Genomic DNA, 17,154 nt, shown 5'->3' with positions numbered 1-17,154 from the left:
ACCCCTTACGATCCCCAAAAACACCCCGCCGCAAACGCCTTGCTCACAACAGGTTGACACAGGAAGTCTCATGCCGCGACGTCTCCGCCTCTCAGAAAGTCGCCATCGCGTTGCCGCTTGGCGGTGAAGATCTGGCCGAAGCGCGGTGAAAGAACACCCGAAACGGCAAGAGCTGCCGCTCCCCGCAACACGGCGTGCTGCCCGCCTTGTGCCACCAGGATGCGTGATGTGGTGCGATCCTTCCGGGCCGAGACCGAGTTCAGGAGCGGCTCCGCCGATGACGCCAATCGTTCGAGCAGCGCAGGCGAGGCCAATCCACCGAGAACGATGGTTTCAGGATCGAAAAGGTTCTCGATGATGGCGATCGCGTTGCGAAAGACAGGCGCGACCTCGGCCAACCAGCTGGTATCGTCGCCGGCCCAACGGCTTCGCGCGTCCAGCGAGATGTAGCGTTCCAGGCAGCCGCGATTGCCGCAAGGGCAGAGCTCTCCGCCCGGTACGATGGGGACATGTCCGATCTCGCCGGCATTGCCCCAGGCGCCACGCAATACGCTTCCCTCATGCAGCATGGCGCCGCCAAGTCCAACGCCGAAATAGAGGTAGTAGTATTCGGAATGCTTGGCGCCGAGGCCATAAAGGCGTTCGCCCATCGCTGCAGCCGCCATGTCGTTCTCGAAGAAGGCAGGCAGGCCGGTGGCCGCAGTCAGCCGCTCGCGTAGGGGAACCTCCTGCCAGCCAGCCATGGTAGTGGAGCCGACAAAGCTCATGGGCTCGACGCCGAATGGCCCCGGAAGCGCCATGCCGATGCCGATGACGCGGCCGCTCACCCGGCGCGCCGTCATTTCCGCCACCATTGCGCCGATTGCCTCGAAAGCGTCATCAGGGGCGGGATTTGCCGCCTCGCGATGCGTGCTGTCGACCACGTCGCCGCTGAGATTGATCAACGCCGCATCGACACCAAGCGGGGTGAGGTGGATGCCAACGGCAAAGCCGCCCTCCGGATTGATGCGCAACGTCGTCGGTGGCAGGCCGCGCCCCTTCGGCTCCTCACGAACCGACAGGATGTAACCCTGCTCCTCAAGTTCCCGCACTATGGTCGACACGGTCTGGACGGTGAGGCCGACATGCCGGGCAATGTCTCCGCGCGCAACGGGGCCAAAACGGCGGATGGACTCAAGCACGATGCGCCGGTTGTACGGCCGCCCAAATTCCTGGTTGGTCCCCCGCAATGCCATGCCTTGCGCTCCCGTCCGTCAAAGCAAGACTTGCAGAGAAGATTTATTCAGTCAAATGGAATTCAAAAATATTTCGTATCCGCAGCAACAGGATCCCGGCGGCAGGCGCCGTTTCCCAGCGGCGAGCCTTGAGCGGATGGAATCAGTGGAAGATGAGTGGGTCTGCGATTCTCGGTTTCGCTAATCGATCCAAACCTCTGTTTTCAAATATTTTTCTAGTATTCGCACTAACCCACTGACCCCTAATAGCGGATCACTCGCCGCTCGATCAGGACGACGAGGCAGAACAGCGCGATCGACAGCGACGACGACAGCACAATCGCCGCATAAAGCCGATCGGACTGGTAGTTGAAGGTCGCCTGGATGATCAGCGCGCCGAGCCCTTTGTCCGAGCCGATCCACTCGCCGACGATGGCGCCGATCACGGCGGTAGCCGACGCGATTCTCAGCGAAGAGAAGAGCATCGGTAGGGCACGGGGCAGGCGCAGGCTCCAGAAGATCTCCGAGCGTGTCGCCGACAGCACGCGGAACAGCTCGTGCTCATTGTCGCTGGCCGAATCGAGGCCGCGGATCATGTTGACCAGCGTCGGGAAGAAGCAGATCACCGCGGCGATGACGATCTTCGGCGTCATGCCGAGACCGAAGATCAGGATGATGATCGGCGACAGCGCCAGGATCGGAATGGTGTTGAAGAACAGCACGATCGGGAAATAGGCGGCCTGAAGCACGCGGCTGTGGACGAAGAGCACGGCCAGCAGCACGGCAGCCAGATTGCCGATGACGAAACCGGCCAGCGCCTCGATCAAGGTCGGCCGCAAATTGTCGATGAGGAGCGAAAAGTTCTTCTGGAAGACGCCGAATATCGCCGTCGGCGTCGGCACGATATAGGCCGGCACGCCGAGCAGCGGCAGCAAGTATTGCCAGGCGAGCAGGATCGAAGCCGCGCCAAGGAGGGGGAGCGCAATGGTCATTTGCGGAGAGAGCGGCGCCTTTCTCACGATGCGCGCTCCAGCGCCATGCGCAGATCGGCCATGGCGGCGACGATCGCCGGATCCTCGCGCTTGCAGCGATTGCCTTCCTGCTTGAAGGGCCGCATGTCGAGGTCCTTGACGACGCGTCCCGGACTGGCGGCCAGCACGATGACGCGGTCGCCGAGATAGGCGGCCTCGGCGATGGAATGAGTGACGAAAAGGATCGTCGTGCCGGTGCGCCGCCAGAGCGCGAGAAGCTCGTCATTCAATCGGTCGCGCGTGATCTCGTCGAGTGCGCCGAAGGGTTCGTCCATCAACAGCAATTTGGGCTCGCCGAGCAAGGCACGCGCGATCGCCACGCGCTGACGCTGGCCGCCGGAGAGCTGATGCGGCAGGCGCTCACTGAGGCCGCCGAGGCCCATCAATTCCAGCAGTTCCGCGCTGCGGTCCTCGATCTTGCGCGTCAGGCTGCCCTGGCCGACACCGAGCGGCAGGCGCACATTATCGCGCACCGTGCGCCAGGGCAGCAGGGTCGAATCCTGGAAGACGAAGCCGACATCGCGGCGCGAGCGCACCGTGTGCGGTGTTTCGCCAAGCACGCTGATCGAGCCACCGAGAGGATCGAGCAGGTCGGCCACCACGCGGAGCAAGGTCGACTTGCCGCAGCCGGACGGCCCCAGGATCGACAGGAAGGAACCGGCCGCGACGGTCAAATCGAGGCCGGCGAGCACTTTGACGGCCGTCTGCCGGCCGCCATAGCCGACATCCAGCCGTCGCGCTTCGATCGCGCTTGGCATCACGCGGCGGGCGCGTCGAGCTTGGGCCGGTCGGCGGCCGAAAGCTCCAGGATCTTGGTGGTGTAGACATCCTTGGCTGCCGGGCGACCGTTCGGATACTGGCCGACCTTGTCGAGCAGCGCCAGTTGCTCCTCGATCGAGGCTGGATCGAACGTACCCCAGCCGTCCTTGGCGGTGGCGCCGTCAAAGGAGAGTTTCAACACCAGATTGACGGTCTTTTCCTCCCAGCCGAGATCCATTTCCGGATAGGCGGCGACCATCTTCTTGACCGCTTCCTGCGGGTTGGCATGCACCCAGCCCCAACCCTTGCCGACAGCGCCAATGAACTTCGCCAGGGTCTCGGGATCCTTTTCGATCGCCGCGTCGGTCGCGAAATAGACATCGGCGTAGGAGCTCAGCCCGAGATCGCGCGTCAGCAGGTCGATGCGGTCGTCGCCGACGACGCTGAGCGCCTGGGTGTTGGTGATCCAGCCACCAATCGCGTCAACGTCGCCCCGCACTAGCGGCGCCTTGTCGAAGCCGACATTGACGATGGTCACCTCCGACGGATCGATGCCGTTCTTGGCCAGGATCTCGTCGATGACGAAGCGCGCCGTCGGTTGGATGCCGATCTTCTTGCCCTTGAGGTCGGCCACGCCGCGGATCGGTTTTGCGGGCTTGGACGTCAGTGCGTAAGGACCGGTGCGGAAGCCGCAGGCGATGATCTTAATCGGCACGCCGCTGGCGCGGGCCGAATAAAGCTGTGGCGTTTCCGAGAACTGTCCAAGCTGCGCGGCCCCCGAAATGACAGGCGGAACGGTCGAAGCGTTGGGGCCGCCGGGGCTGAATTCGACCTCCAGCCCGGCATCCTTGAAATAGCCGTTGGCGACGGCCGCGATATCGCCGATCTGGCCGTTGGACATCAGCCAGTCATACTGGATGACGACCTTGCCGGCGGCTTTCGCGCCGGGGGTCAACACCAGCTGCATGCCGGCGGACGCAGCCGCCACGGCTGCCATGCCGCCTTTTACAAAAGCGCGACGATTCAATTCGAAATCACTGTTCCCACTCATTTTTCGCTCCTGTTGCAGACTTTTCTCGTCTCTTCTTCAGGCGCCGCTCCCTTCGGCGTCGTCGTCTACGGCTGTTCGTCGTGGTAGTCGCCAGGGCCGCCGTCGAGCCAGGCGTAAAGCTCCCAGAGCGTGTCGTCCGGGTCGGTAAAATAGGCGCAGCGCGCATTCCAGACGTAGTCTTTGGGCGGGCCGTAGAAGGGCACGCCCCTGGCGCTGAGTTCGGCATGCATGCGGTCGATGTCGGCCGGCGCATCGAGCTGCACGGCGACGCAGACCTTGTGCGCGCGGCGCGGCGACTTCAGGTTCGACACGCCTGTATGGCGGTTGATGTGGTCGAGTTCCCAAGCGGCGAGCGTTACGCCCTCGCCATGGAAGTCGGCAAAGCCTTCGGCGCGGCGGCGCAGTCGGAAGCCGAGTTTTTCAACGTAGAAGTCCACCGTCCTTTCGATGTTTTCGACCAGCAGGCAGACGTCGGATATGCGGGTGATGCTTGCCGGCATGGCTATTTCGCTCCGTTGGCTTTCGGGAGCGGCAGCTTGACGCCGACGCGGTTGGCGGCGCCGACGATATGCGCCCGCATCGCCGCTTCCGACGCCGCCGGATCGCCCGCCACCAGCGCGTCATAGATGCGCACATGCTCTCCGACATTGATCTCGACGAGGTCATGCAGCGGGTTCGTCATGCGGGCGTAGTGGATAGAGTGGCGGATCTGTTCGCAGACGAAGGAGATGAAGGTGTGGATGTAGTTGTTACCAGTGGCGCGCGCGATCTCGCGGTGAAAGAGCAGGTCGGCGTCGATGCTGCCTTCTTCCCAGCGCTCCTCTCCGCCCATGCGGTCGAGCGCCGCCTTGATCGAATCGAGATGCTCCCGATTGCGGCGCGCCGCTGCCAGCGCCGCCGATTCGGCCTCGAGGATGCAGCGCAACTCAAACAGCCGCTCCATGTTGTGTGTGTCCTTGAGTGCCTCGCGGTCGATGCGAATCGCGGCGCGCTGCTCGGGCGCCAGCACGAAAGCCCCGATGCCCTGCCGCGCTTCGATCACACCATCGGCCCTTAGCTGGGCGATCGCCTCACGAACCACGTTGCGGCTGACGCCGAACTTTTCCGACAGCTCCTGCTCGGTCGGCAGGCGCGCCCCGGGGTTCAATTCGCCGGATTCGATCTCGCGGCTGAGGAAGGCGGCGACCCGGTGCGGCAGGGTCTCGACGGTGCCGATGGCGGCCAGTCTCTGCTTCATGGAAAAGTCTCCGTCGCGGGCAACAGACAGCCCGGATTCATCAGGCCCTTGGGGTCGAGGGCGCTCTTCAGTGCCGCGACCATGCGGCGATGCGTCGGCGAGAGCCCGGCCCAGAATTCCTTGCGGCGGCTGCGGCCGATGCCGTGCTCCGCGCTGATCGAGCCGCCGAGGCCGACGGCGATGTCGTAAAGCCCTGCGGTGATCCGTGAACCGCGCGTCCGGGCCTCGTTCTCAGCAAGTTCCAACGGCGGCAGCACGTTGAAATGGATGTTGCCGTCGCCGGCGTGGCCATAGGCGAGGGGGATCCAGCCGGGATAGTCGTTCGCGACGAAGCGACAGGCCTGCTCGATCAGGGCCGGGATGTCCGAAATCTTCACCGACAGGTCGGTGCGCACATGATAGCCGCGCTTGGCCTGGCCTTCGACGAGACCTTCGCGGATAGCCCAAAAACTCCTGGCCTGCGCGCTGCTCGCGGCGAGAACCGCGTCGGTTACCAAGCCTTTCTCCATGGCATCTGCAAGGAAGCCGGCAAGTAGGCCGTTGAGGTCGATAGCGGCGCTGGACGACACTTCGATCAGCACCTGGACGGGCGCCGAGACCGGCGCTCTCATTGCAGGGTCGATCAGCCGAGCAAGCTCGATGCATTCCAAACCGATGATCTCGAAAGCGGAGATCAGGTCCGAACAGTCGCGGCGCGCCTGGTTGAAGAGCGTGACGGCCGCGTCGAACGAAGCCAGGCCGAGATAGGCGGTTTCTGTCTTGGCCGGTTTCGGAAACAGCTTGACCTCGACACCGGTGATAATGCCGAGCGTGCCTTCCGAGCCGATGAAAAGCTGCTTCAGGTCATAGCCGCTGTTGTTCTTGCGCAGGCCGGAGAAACCGTTCCACAGCTCGCCATCCGCCAGCACGACTTCGAGGCCCAGGATCAGGTCGCGCGCCATGCCGTAACGCAGCACGTTGACGCCGCCGGCGTTGGTGGCGGCATTGCCGCCGATCTGGCAACTGCCCTGCGCGCCGAGCGCTAGCGGGAAGAGGCAATCCTGCGTCTCGCAGGCGTCCTTGATCGTCTGCAGCACACAGCCCGCATCGGCACGCAGCGTGCAATTATCCGTATCGATCTGCCGGATGGCGTTCAACCGCTCCAGGCTTAAGACGACCAGGCCGCCGCCTTTGCTATCGATCGCGCCTGATACCAGGCCGGTGTTGCCGCCCTGCGGAACGATGCCGAGCCTGAGCTCGCTGCACAGGCGCATCAGGGCCTGGACCTCGGAGACCGAGCCAGGTCGCAGCACGGCAAGAGCGTCACCCTGATGGTCGCCGGCCCAGTCGCCCAGATATTTCGCCATTCCAGCCGGCTGGACGGAAATGCCGTTTTGTCCAACCGCGCCTTCCATGGCGCTGAGTATTTCCGGCGAGAGGCGACGAATGGTCATGAGGATGCATGTCTTGGTATCGGATGATACATATCATCCTACAACTACCTTCGAGTCAACTGCTCCCGGTTCAGCAACAGGTCACCGGCTCGTTCGAGGTAACGGAGCTGATCACGTCAGCCGGCAACCAGGCCGTTCGGTTAGGCCCTGCCTATGCATCGTCCTGGCCGATTGTCGTCGGTCAAAGTCACCGCAATGGTGGGACAATAGGGCTTCGTCCCCCACCAGACCGATCCCGTGAGGAGAAAAGATGATTGAACTGCCTTTCGCCCGCGAGGAGTATCAACAGCGGCTCGGAAAAATTCGAGCCGAGATGGCCAGGCGCGGCATCGAGCTCCTGATCGTCAACGACGTGGCCAATCAGCATTACATCACCGGCTATGACGGCTGGTCGTTCTACACGCCGCAGGTGGTGCTTGTGCCGATCGAGGATGCCGAGCCTGTCTGGATCGGCCGCGCCATGGATGCGGCGGGTGGCCTGCTGACGGCCTGGATGAAGCCCGAGAACGTGGTGGGCTTTCCGGAAGACCACGTCCAGCGCGCCGACCGTCATCCGATGGACTGGATCGCGGCATGGATCGTCGGCAAGGGCTGGGGCGGTCGCCATATCGGCATCGAGCTCGAGGCCATTACTTCTCGCCGAAGGCGCATGCGAGGCTCGTCGCCGGGCTCCCAGATGCGAAATGGCACGACGCCGATCTGCTCGTGAACTGGATCCGCGCGGTGAAATCGGCGCCGGAAGTCGCCTATCTGCGCAACGCGTCGAGGCTGGCCGAGGCTGCGGTCGCGCGGGCCTACGAGGTCATCGCGCCGGGCGTGCGGGAGTGCGACGCGATTGCTTCCATCCAGGCGGCGCAGATCGCCGGCAGCCCGGATTTCGCCGGCGATATCACGGCGCTGCCGCCGACGATCCTCGGCGGCGAGAATGCGTCCGCGCCGCATATCATGTGGAGCGACAGACGGTTCGGCAAGGACGAAACGATTGCGCTCGAGCTGGCCGGCGTCTGCCGCCGCTATGCGGCGGGGCTCGCCAGGACGATGCAACTAGGCAAGACGCCAATCCGCGTCGCGGACACGGCAAAGGCTGTTATCGAGGGCATGGATGCGGTGCTCGACGCCGCCCGTCCGGGCACGACCGCGGAAGCGGTCGAAGCTGCCTGGCGCAAGGTCATAGAGCGCCACGGGCTGAAGAAGGAATCGCGCATCGGCTATTCCATCGGCGTTGCCTATCCGCCGGATTGGGGCGAGCACACGATCAGCCTCAGACCCGGCGACAAGACGGTGCTGCAACCGGGCAATGTCGTTCACTCCATCCTGGGCATGTGGATGGACGGCTGGGGCATCGAGGTCAGCGAGACCATCCTGGTGACCGAGACCGGCAACGAGACGCTGACGAAGTTCCCGCGGGATATTCATGTCAAATCCTGATCGGCCGTCTTCAGCAAGCCGTACCGCGCCCGATATCGATGCCAGGATTCTCGACCGGATGATCGAGATCCGACGCCATCTGCATCGCCATCCCGAGTTGTCGAACCGAGAAGCGGGCACGCAGCGTTATTTGCGCGAGATGATTGCAAAGGAAGGGATCACCGAGATTCGCGACGTCGCCGGCTATGGACTTGCGGTCGATATTGTCGGCACCGGCAGGCCCTCGAACCGTAAGGTGGCCATTCGCGCAGACATCGACGCCTTGCCGATCGAAGAGGAATCCGGCGTCGACTTTGCATCTGAAAATCCGGGCGTGATGCATGCCTGCGGCCATGATGCCCACGCCGCGATGGGCTTTGCGGTGGCCGCGCACCTGCACCGCTCGCGCGACAGTTTCGGCGGAACTGTCCGCCTCATCTTCCAACCAGCCGAGGAAGATGAACCGTCAGGCGGCAAACGGTTGGTCGAAGAGGGGCTTCTCGACGACATCGATGCCGCGATCTGCGTCCACGTCGATCCGTATACGCCTTCCGGCAAGGTCGCTGTCGGTTCCGGTCCCTATACCTTGGCGTGCGACACGTTCGATGTGCTGGTCACCGGCTCGGCGGCGCATGCCGCAAAACCCTATGAAGGTGTCGACGCTCTGACTGTCGCCTGCTCGATGGTGGGCGAGCTGCAGAAGATCGTCTCGCGCGAGACCGACCCTTACGATCCGCTGGTCATCTCGGTGACCGCCATCAATGGCGGCAATGCCTACAACGTGACCGCCGGCAAGGTCGCGTTCAAGGGCACGATACGCAGCGCCAGCGGCGCCACCCGTGAGCGTGCCTGGCGCCGGCTTCGCGAGGTGCTGGAGGGAGTGGCGTCCAGCCATGGCGCCAGCGTGCGGGTCGACCTGCATCGAGGCGAGCCCGGCGTTGTCAACGATGCCGAGATGGCTGCCTTGATCATGGCCGCCGCCAAGGCCAGCATCGGCGCGGACAATGCGCTCAACATGCCTGGATGGAGCATTGCCGACGACTTCGGTTACTGCAGCGAGAAACGCCCATCGGTCTATTTCCGGCTCGGCATCCGCAATGAGGAGGTCGGATCAGTCTATCCGCTTCACCATTCCAGGTTCCGCGTCGACGAGGCGGCGTTGAAGAACGGCGTTCTTACTCTGGTGTCGGCGGCAGCGATGTACCTGGCCGGCCAGGAGAATCCAGGCGCTTATCCAATTCGCGGACGCCGGATCAGCCGGTCAGAGATATTGCGCGACCTTCTTGCCGACGGTCAGGAAGCGCAGCGGGTCGACCGCCTCGCCGTCGTGGCGCACCTCGTAATGAAGGTGCGGGCCGGTCGAGCGGCCGCTGCTGCCGGTCTTGCCGATGACGTCGCCGGCGGCAAGCTTCTGACCGACGGTCACATCGATCTCGCTCAGATGCCCGTAGCGTGTCGCAAAGCCGTTGCCATGGTCGACCTCGACCATGCGACCGTAGCCGCCGGCCCAGCCTGCCCTGGTGACGATGCCGGCGGCCGTGACCTTGGCCGGCATGCCGATCGGTGCCCTAAAATCCATTCCGGTGTGCAGGGCGGCGGTGCCCAGGATCGGGTCGGTGCGCACGCCGAATGGGCTGGTCACCGGATGGCCAGGGGCGGGATTGGTGAGCGGCAGCTTGCGCGCCTCCTTCTTGACCTGGTCGAGCGCATCGAGCGCTTCGTCCAACTCCTTGACCTTGCTGTCGAAGGCCATCGATGGATCGAGCGGCACAAGCGGGCCGCCGACATCGCTCTTGCCAAGCTCGCTGTCGACCGGCAGGCCCGCCGCTTCCAGCGCCTGGGCGATAACATCGGCATTCTTATAGGCGCTGTCAGCAAGGGTGGTGATGCGCGAAAGCTGCTGGTTTTCGATGGATTTCAGCGACGCATTGATCGAGACGAACAGCTTGTCGGCGCGGTCGGCGGCCGTTTCACCGTCGAGCGGATCGGACCTCGTCGACCAGAGCGAGAAGGGCTTGGTGTCGCCGGCGTCCAAGGATGCGACCGAGTAGGTCGGCGCCTGCGAGAGGCTGCCGGTGATCTCGGCGTGCTCGCCAGGCTTGGGTGCTGCGGGATTTGCCGCGGGCGCGTCGCCGACCTCGCTCTCGGCGCGCTCGAGGATCGGGCCGAGCCGCCCGTGGCGCTCGCTGAGCTGGGTCTGCCTGGCCAAGAGCTCGCTGACCTTGGTTTCCATCAGCTGCTGGTCGAGAAGCTGGCGGCTGGTGATGCGGTCGACCTGGGCACGAAGGGCCGAGATGCGATCCTCATAGGCTTGCTGCATGCGCGCCTGCCTCGCCGTCGTGGCGCCGATCAGGTCGTCGCGCAACACCAGATAGGACGTGGCAAGCAGATAGCCGATCGCGATCGCCGCCAGGGCCGAGCCGAGGAAGGCGGCAAGCCAGGGGCGGATGGTGAAATGCCTTATCTCGTTGCCGCGGGCGATGATGACCGTGTGCGGTTCCTTGCGCCTGCCGAAGACAGCTGACTGACCGGTTGGTTTCACGGGGACCAGGCTTTCGTTACGGGACAAACGACAAGCCTGATTACACATTATTAGGGTTAACAAAGCTTTGCCGTGTCGACTGCACGGCGCCGAATGCACGCAGCGCGGGCAAGAGGTTGCGCGAACCCCCAGGACGTGCAATGCGGCGAAATCCTTGGCGATGAACACCAATGTTCTTCCAGGAGCAGCCTGGTGGCTCGCAAAGCAAGGCTCGGGTTTCTTAACTGTCTTCGATTGCGTTTAGTTGACGTTTTTCGAGTAAAGGCGTGTTGGTGTTTGGGATTCACCGTGGCGGTAGGAATGCTGGACGATCTGGTTGGCAATATCCTCGACAAGATTTCGGGCACCAGTCTGCTGGCGACCGGGCTTTTGCTGTTGACCGCCTTTGTCAGCGCGCTTGTGGCCTATTGGCGCACGGTCGAGGAGAAGAGCTGGAAGGAGTTCTTCGAGTTCGTCATCCCGCACGAGGTCATCACCCATCCCTCCGCGAAGGCCGACCTTCTGTTCTGGGTCACGAAGAAGGCCCTGATGCCTTTCCTGATGCTGCCCGCCGGAATCGTCTTTGTCACGGCGGTGGGGTATGGGACCAACTGGCTGTTTTCGACATTGTTCCACTTCCAGGCGCCTCTGACGGAGGGGCCGGCAGGGCCGATGACGGTTCTGATCTTCACCGTCAGCATGCTCCTCGCCTACGACATTTCCTATTATCTCTATCACGTCGCCCAGCATCGCTATCCGCTGCTTTGGGAACTGCACAAGGTGCATCACTCGGCCGAGGTGATGGTCGGGATCACCAAGGACCGGGTCCATCCGCTCGACGAGTTGATGAACCGAGCCTGGGACGGCATCATCGTGGGGCTCTGCTTCGGCATCTGGTCGCTGATTTCGCTGAATCTTGTCGAACTGACCGTTTTTGGCGTCAACGTCTATGTCATGCGTAACATCCTGATGATGGATTTCGTCAGGCACACGCATTTCAAGATCTCGTTCGGCCCGCTCAACAATTTGATTCTGTGTCCTCACTGGCATCAGTTGCATCACAGCGTCGATCCGCGCCACTACGACAAGAACTTCGGGCTGCTCTTCTCGTTCTGGGACCGGCTCTTCGGAACAATGTGTGTGCCGAGGCCTGACGAGGACTTCAAGTTCGGGCTGGTCGACCGCGATGTGCGCGACTATCAGTCGCTCGCAGGCCTCTACGTCATGCCCCTGAAGCGGATGTGGGGACATATCGCCAGGCGCATCAGGCCCGGAAAGCCACGGTCACGCACCTCGCGAGCGTCGGAGGGGACACGGCCATGAACGCCCCTGTTGTGCTCGCAATCCCGCGGATACGCACCTTCGAAGTCGTGACATCGGCGGCGCGCCTGGCCGAGATCGCACCAGCCTGGAGCGCGCTCTGGCAGCGGGCTGGTGGGCTTGTCTTCCAGCATCCGGACTGGATCGCGGCCTGGTGGCGCACCACCCCGCAGCAGGAGCGGCGCGCGCTCAGGATTGGGCTTGCCTGGAACGGCGACCGGCTCGATGGCGTGATAGCGCTAGCGACCTTCACGCGTTCAGGCATCCGCATACTCGAATGGGCGGCGAAGGATCACAGTGACTATGGCGACGCGCTGGTTGCACCCGACAGCGACCCGCGGGCGATCTCCCGCCTCTGGCAATATGTTTTTGACCAGGGTGGCTTCGACCTGATCTATCTCAACCGCCTGCTACCGGATGCCGGTGTTCATGCCCTGCTGGAACCGGCTCAAGGCAAGGCGCTTCGGCCCAATCACCGCACTGAAATCAGCTATCGTGTCGCTGGCTCCTGGCAGCGTGGGGCGGAATGGTTCGAGACGTTGTCCAAGAAGGGCCGGCAGAACTATCGTCGAGGCCGCAAGTTCATGGAAGAAAGCGGTGCATTGCGTTTCCGGCTGCTGGATGCGGCGGAGCCGCGCGAGCCGGTGCTCGAGCGCGTCGCGACGTTGAAGCGCCTCTGGCTCGCTCGCCATGGTCGTGCCTCGGATCTGTTCGATAGGGGCTCGCCGGTTCTCGCCGCGCTTACCTCGGTGCTGGCCGACCTAGGGCTGTTGCGCATCTTCGTGCTGGAGCTTGACGACACGATCGTCGCCGTCTCGATCAATTTCGAGCAGCACGGTGCGATGATGGCTTTTGTGACCACCTATGATCCCGAATACGAGCGCGCCTCGCCGGGCATGGTGCTGATGATGGACTATATCCAATGGTCGTTCGACCGTGGCCTTGCCACCATTGATTTTCTCTGCGGCGGCGAGGATTTCAAGCGGCGCTTCGCCACGCAATCAGTCACTCTGTCGACCATGATGGGCGCGCGCGGCTTGCGCGGCCATCTTGCCGCGCTGGCCGATCAAGTGAGCCACGTTTCGAAATCATGGAGGACGCGGCGGCAGCCGAAGGCCGAGCCACCTGACGAGTAACGAACATAATCGTCGATTGCTTTGGTGGGCTTTGCCGACGCTTAGAGCGCGCGAACGGCTTCCAGCACGGATTCGGCATGGCCCTTGACGCGGACCTGGCGCCAAATGCGGGCGATGCGCCCGTCCTTGCCGATCAGAAAGGTGGCGCGCTCGACGCCCATATATTTGCGCCCGTACATCGTCTTCTCGACCCACAAATGATAGGCCTCGATCACCTTGCGCTGCTCGTCGGCGACGAGATCGACGGTGAGATCGTGCTTCGCCTTGAATTTGTCGTGTTTCTTGACGTTATCGGGAGACAGCCCGATCACCACGGCGCCGGCCTTCTCGAACTCGGGCTTCAATTTCGAGAAGCCGATCGCCTCGTTGGTGCAGCTTGTGGTGTCGTCCTGCGGGTAGAAGTAAAGTACAATGAGCTTGCCCCGGAACGCGTCGAGGCTGAGCGAGCCGCCGCCGTCACGCGGAAGATCGAATTGGGGCGCTGCGTCGCCCACCTCGAGATCAGCCATATCAATGCCCTTGTTGGCGGTTACGCGCGGGAAAGCATCGATATAACGTGAGGGGGGATTCGTCCATGACGAGTTCGTCACAACGGAAGATTGCTTGGATCAGGAAGACCCGCAGCACGAGAAGATCAGGTTCAGGCGTGACGAGATCACCGACCTGGCGAAGCTCCCGTCCGCTTGCAGCGTGCCGCCGCTTGGCCGCGCGGTGGTGCGGCGACGCTTCCGCATCTTCGGCCGCTTGTTTGCCGGACTTTGCGCGCTCATGCTACTGGCGGCGGCGGGCGTCTATGTGCTCGGAGCCTCGGGCATCGGCACGGAACGGCTCCGCGCCGAGGCGGAGACCGCCATCGAGAAGCTGGCAGGCGTCGATGTCAATGTCACTGTCGGCGCGGCGCGGCTGACGCTGGACGGATCGAGTTTCGTCGCCCTGCAGGTGAACGATGTCAGCCTCAAGACTGCCGACGGCAAGCCGATGGCCGAAATCGGGCGCGTGCGCTTCGGCATGCGCCTCCTGCCGCTGCTTTCAGGCGATGTCAGACTGACCAGCGCCAAATTTTCCAATGCACGCATCGTCGTGGCCGCCATGCCTTCGGGCGGCGGCGACTGGACGGCTGCGCTGCGCAACGAGAATGGGCTTGTCGACCCAGAGAAAGTGTCGGCGGCGGTGTTCGCCAGCGTCAACGATGCGCTTGATGCCGTGCGCGAGGACTCGATGCGCCAGATCGATTTGCGCAACGTCGAGTTCGAACTGGCGGATACCGGGCTGGTCAAGCGTGTGACCGTCACCTCGGCAACCGTCGCGCAGACAGGTACGGGGCGCATGCAGTTCTCCTACGATGCCGATGTCGACGGCCGGCACGCGACCTTGATGGCCTCGGCGACTCGCGATGCGACGGCAAGGCGCATTTCGTCGCTGGACGCCAATCTTGAGATAGAGGGCCCCTCACGCGGGGACAATTCTACAGAGATCGCCCAGGCGGACAATGGCGCCAAACTGGGCTCGATTGCGCTGAAGCTTTCGGGCTCGCAAGCGTCGGGCGACAGCCCGTCGCGCCTGGCGGCCTCGCTCTCGCTTGCCGGTTCCGTGGTCGACCTGGACGAACGCGGGCTGCTGCCTGTCGATGTCCATGCCGATGCCACGCTGATGGCCGGCTCGAACAAGATCTCGGTCGACCGGCTGCTGATCAAGAACGGTCGCTCCAGCTTCGACTTTGCCGGGTCGATCGGACCGAAGCCGGCGGCTGCCGGAGAGGAGCCCGCATACCGCTACGACCTCACCAGCGACGGCTCGACGCTGGCGCCCTCGGAATCGCCCGAACCGGCGCTTCAGTTCCTGGCCCGCGTCGCGGGCGTCTATCAACCGAAGAGCCGTAAGCTCGTCGCCGAGCAGATCGGCGTCCGCTCCGGCGGAGCAGGTGAAGTCTTGGGCGCGGCCACAGTCGCCTTCGTCGACAATGGTCCGCCAGGAGTATCGCTGTCACTCAACGTTCACGAAATGCCGGTCTCGCATGTGAAGCAATTGTGGCCATGGTTCTCGGCCCGCAATGCGCGGCTTTGGGTGCTGGGCAACCTGTTCGGCGGCACGGTTACCGATGCCAACCTGCAGTTTCAGGTCGCGCCTGGGCGCCTGCACAACGGGGTGCCGCTCACCGGCGACGAAGTGTTCGGCCGTTTCCAGATCGAAGGCTCGCGCTTCGATACCGCCGGGCGCATCCCGCCGGTCCGCGACGCCGTCGGCGTCGTCGCCTTCCACGGCAACGATGTCGATATCGCGCTCTCCTCGGGCAGTGTCTACATGCCGAGCGGCCGCACCGTGGCGGCAAGCGGCGGCACGCTGACGATCAAGAACGCGAACCTGCCGATTGTGGTCGGCGGGCTCGACATTGACGTCGCGGGTGAGGCGCCGGCGATCGCCGAGCTTGCCTCCTATGAGCCGATCAATGCCATGCGCCATGTCGGGCTGGCGCCCGAGGACCTGTCCGGCACCGTTACCGGCCACGTCAGGGCGGACATCCCGCTGACGAAGGGGATGGACACCTCGAAGCTCGATTGGCTGGTTTCCCTCGACTATCAGGACCTGTCGCTCGCCAGGCCCTTCGAAGACCAGACCGTGACCGGGGCGAACGGCTCGATAACTGTTGGGCCAACGCAGGCGGTGATTTCGGCGGCGGCGAAGCTCAACGGCATTCCGGCCGAGCTCGATCTGGTCGAGCCGCTTGCCGATGACGGGCCGGCGCGAAGCCGCAAGGTCACGCTGGTTCTTGACGACAAGACGCGCAACGCCAGCATGCCAGGCCTGTCGGACCTGCTCTCGGGAACCATCAAGGTGGCGATCGACAAGAGCGGCGAGGGCGCCCAGCAGGTCTCGGCGGACCTGACCAATGCCAGACTCGACATTCCCTGGGCAGGCTGGAGTAAGGGTGCCGGCATTCCGGCCAAGGTCGCTTTCAACATGGCAAGGTCCGGCAGCACCACCACGCTGTCGGATTTCGCTCTCGACGGAAAGAGCTTTTCGATCGACGGCGATGTGACGCTGGTCAACGGCGCGTTGTCCGCGGCCCGCTTCAGCAAAGTTGCGTTGAACCGAGGCGACGACGTTGCCGTTTCGGTTAAGCGCGCCGGCAAGAGCTACGCCGTCGACGTCAGCGGCGCGTCGCTCGACGCCCGCTCGCTGATCAAGCAGTTTACCTCCGATGTCGACACTGCCACCAAGGGCGCCGGCAGCAACGCGATCTCGGTGAGCGCCGATGTGACATCGCTGACCGGTTTCCACGACGAGGTGCTTTCCAATCTGAAGCTCGAATACAGCGCGGCCGGATCGCGCGTGAACGGGCTCAATGTCAGCGCCGCGGCAAGCTCGGGCGCCCCGATTACGATCAATAACACCGCCAGCGAAGGGGGCCGGGTGCTCAGGGTGAAGTCGGCCGATGCCGGCGCGATCCTGCGTTTCCTCAACGTCTACGAACATATGGAAGGCGGCGCGATCACGCTGTCGCTCTCGGGCGCCGCCGACGGGCCGATGAAGGGACAGGTGGATGCCCGCAACTTCTATGTCGTCAACGAGCCCAAGCTCGCCTCGATCGTATCGACCACGCCGGCCGGCGATACACGCAGCCTGAACGAGGCCGTCAAAGGCAACATCGATACGTCCAGGGTGCAGTTCGAGCGCGGCTTCGCCGAGATCGACAAGGGTTCCGGCTATCTGAGGCTGGCGAACGGGCTGCTGCGCGGTCCACGTATTGGCACCACCTTCCAGGGAACGCTCTACGATCCGAACAACAACATGGACATGACCGGGACCTTCATGCCGGTCTACGGCCTGAACCGCATCTTTGGCGAATTGCCGCTGTTCGGGCCGCTGCTCGGCAACGGTCGCGACCGTGGCCTGATCGGCGTCACCTACCGGCTGCGCGGCAATGCCAACAAGCCGACCCTCAACATCAATCCGCTGTCCGTGGTGGCGCCCGGGATATTCCGCTCGATCTTCGAGTACCGGTAATCTTGATCCCGTAAGCGGTCTCCGGTTGTGGGGAAGGATG

Annotated in this window: 12 protein-coding genes and 2 pseudogenes; 5 read left to right on the top strand and 9 right to left on the bottom strand. The window is 63.5% G+C overall.

All coding sequences use genetic code 11. The features are described 5' to 3' along the window. Positions 1-68 precede the first annotated feature (68 nt). The 7 genes from P9272_RS14800 to P9272_RS14770 all read right to left on the bottom strand — a co-directional run bounded on the left by P9272_RS14800 (position 69) and on the right by P9272_RS14770 (position 6,725). Positions 69-1,235: an ROK family transcriptional regulator gene (locus P9272_RS14800; protein ID WP_278161105.1), complete on the bottom strand. Its 1,167-nt coding sequence runs from the start codon at positions 1,233-1,235 to the stop codon at positions 69-71. Positions 1,236-1,477: 242 nt separating this feature from the next. Beyond that, positions 1,478-2,233, bottom strand: coding sequence for an ABC transporter permease (locus tag P9272_RS14795; protein WP_128257287.1), 756 nt, complete (start codon positions 2,231-2,233; stop codon positions 1,478-1,480). Beyond that, the gene (locus tag P9272_RS14790) at positions 2,230-3,003 is read right to left on the bottom strand and encodes an ABC transporter ATP-binding protein (RefSeq protein WP_278161104.1); all 774 of its coding nucleotides are present in this window, start codon (positions 3,001-3,003) and stop codon (positions 2,230-2,232) included. Before P9272_RS14790 ends, P9272_RS14795 begins: the two co-directional genes overlap by 4 nt. Continuing rightward, the gene (locus tag P9272_RS14785) at positions 3,003-4,055 is read right to left on the bottom strand and encodes an ABC transporter substrate-binding protein (RefSeq protein ID WP_278161103.1); all 1,053 of its coding nucleotides are present in this window, start codon (positions 4,053-4,055) and stop codon (positions 3,003-3,005) included. Before P9272_RS14785 ends, P9272_RS14790 begins: the two co-directional genes overlap by 1 nt. A gap of 65 nt (positions 4,056-4,120) precedes the next feature. After that, complete coding sequence (locus tag P9272_RS14780; RefSeq protein WP_278161102.1) at positions 4,121-4,555, bottom strand: VOC family protein; 435 nt, start codon at positions 4,553-4,555, stop codon at positions 4,121-4,123. 2 nt (positions 4,556-4,557) lie between these two features. Next, positions 4,558-5,292 carry a FadR/GntR family transcriptional regulator gene (locus P9272_RS14775; protein ID WP_128257284.1) on the bottom strand — a complete coding sequence of 245 codons (735 nt, stop codon included), beginning with the start codon at positions 5,290-5,292 and terminating at the stop codon, positions 4,558-4,560. Next, positions 5,289-6,725, bottom strand: a complete 1,437-nt coding sequence (locus tag P9272_RS14770) for an FAD-binding oxidoreductase (protein WP_278161101.1) — start codon at positions 6,723-6,725, stop codon at positions 5,289-5,291. Before P9272_RS14770 ends, P9272_RS14775 begins: the two co-directional genes overlap by 4 nt. Before the next feature lie 250 nt (positions 6,726-6,975). Here P9272_RS14770 and P9272_RS14765 point away from each other — a divergent pair. Beyond that, positions 6,976-8,153: pseudogene (locus P9272_RS14765) on the top strand (M24 family metallopeptidase). Beyond that, positions 8,140-9,267, top strand: a pseudogene (locus tag P9272_RS14760) (M20 family metallopeptidase); the annotation flags it as partial. The pseudogenes P9272_RS14765 and P9272_RS14760, both read left to right, overlap by 14 nt. 126 nt (positions 9,268-9,393) lie before the next feature. Here the strand turns inward: P9272_RS14760 and P9272_RS14755 are convergent. Beyond that, a complete protein-coding gene (locus tag P9272_RS14755; RefSeq protein ID WP_278161100.1) occupies positions 9,394-10,674 on the bottom strand; it encodes a M23 family metallopeptidase in 1,281 nt (426 codons plus the stop codon). Positions 10,675-10,974: 300 nt separating this feature from the next. Between P9272_RS14755 and P9272_RS14750 the strand changes: the two genes are divergently transcribed. Further along, positions 10,975-11,976 (top strand): sterol desaturase family protein, encoded by a 1,002-nt coding sequence (locus P9272_RS14750; protein ID WP_278161099.1) that lies wholly within the window; start codon positions 10,975-10,977, stop codon positions 11,974-11,976. Continuing rightward, the gene (locus P9272_RS14745; protein ID WP_278161098.1) at positions 11,973-13,109 is read left to right on the top strand and encodes a GNAT family N-acetyltransferase; all 1,137 of its coding nucleotides are present in this window, start codon (positions 11,973-11,975) and stop codon (positions 13,107-13,109) included. Before P9272_RS14750 ends, P9272_RS14745 begins: the two co-directional genes overlap by 4 nt. Before the next feature lie 41 nt (positions 13,110-13,150). On the opposite strand, the gene P9272_RS14740 is transcribed toward P9272_RS14745, so the two are convergent. Next, entirely contained in the window at positions 13,151-13,618 is a 468-nt protein-coding gene (locus P9272_RS14740; protein ID WP_278161096.1) for a peroxiredoxin, read from the bottom strand. A 94-nt stretch (positions 13,619-13,712) separates the two neighbouring features. Here P9272_RS14740 and P9272_RS14735 point away from each other — a divergent pair, with 94 nt between their 5' ends. Next, complete coding sequence (locus P9272_RS14735; protein WP_278161095.1) at positions 13,713-17,114, top strand: DUF3971 domain-containing protein; 3,402 nt, start codon at positions 13,713-13,715, stop codon at positions 17,112-17,114. Positions 17,115-17,154 lie beyond the last annotated feature (40 nt).

Source organism: Mesorhizobium sp. WSM4976, assembly GCF_029625685.1.
Classification (GTDB): Bacteria; Pseudomonadota; Alphaproteobacteria; order Rhizobiales; family Rhizobiaceae; genus Mesorhizobium.
The sequence above is the reverse complement of the archived record's forward strand: the minus strand, read 5'-3'. Positions and strand labels throughout refer to the sequence as shown.

What these genes read in the sequence shown, in the direction of transcription:
- P9272_RS14740 (WP_278161096.1), bottom strand. Translation starts at nt 13,618, where the DNA reads ATGGCTGATCTCGAGGTGGGCGACGCAGCGCCCCAATTCGATCTTCCG.
- P9272_RS14800 (WP_278161105.1), bottom strand. Translation starts at nt 1,235, where the DNA reads ATGGCATTGCGGGGGACCAACCAGGAATTTGGGCGGCCGTACAACCGG.
- P9272_RS14775 (WP_128257284.1), bottom strand. Translation starts at nt 5,292, where the DNA reads ATGAAGCAGAGACTGGCCGCCATCGGCACCGTCGAGACCCTGCCGCAC.
- P9272_RS14770 (WP_278161101.1), bottom strand. Translation starts at nt 6,725, where the DNA reads ATGACCATTCGTCGCCTCTCGCCGGAAATACTCAGCGCCATGGAAGGC.
- P9272_RS14780 (WP_278161102.1), bottom strand. Translation starts at nt 4,555, where the DNA reads ATGCCGGCAAGCATCACCCGCATATCCGACGTCTGCCTGCTGGTCGAA.
- P9272_RS14745 (WP_278161098.1), top strand. Translation starts at nt 11,973, where the DNA reads ATGAACGCCCCTGTTGTGCTCGCAATCCCGCGGATACGCACCTTCGAA.
- P9272_RS14785 (WP_278161103.1), bottom strand. Translation starts at nt 4,055, where the DNA reads ATGAGTGGGAACAGTGATTTCGAATTGAATCGTCGCGCTTTTGTAAAA.
- P9272_RS14790 (WP_278161104.1), bottom strand. Translation starts at nt 3,003, where the DNA reads ATGCCAAGCGCGATCGAAGCGCGACGGCTGGATGTCGGCTATGGCGGC.
- P9272_RS14750 (WP_278161099.1), top strand. Translation starts at nt 10,975, where the DNA reads ATGCTGGACGATCTGGTTGGCAATATCCTCGACAAGATTTCGGGCACC.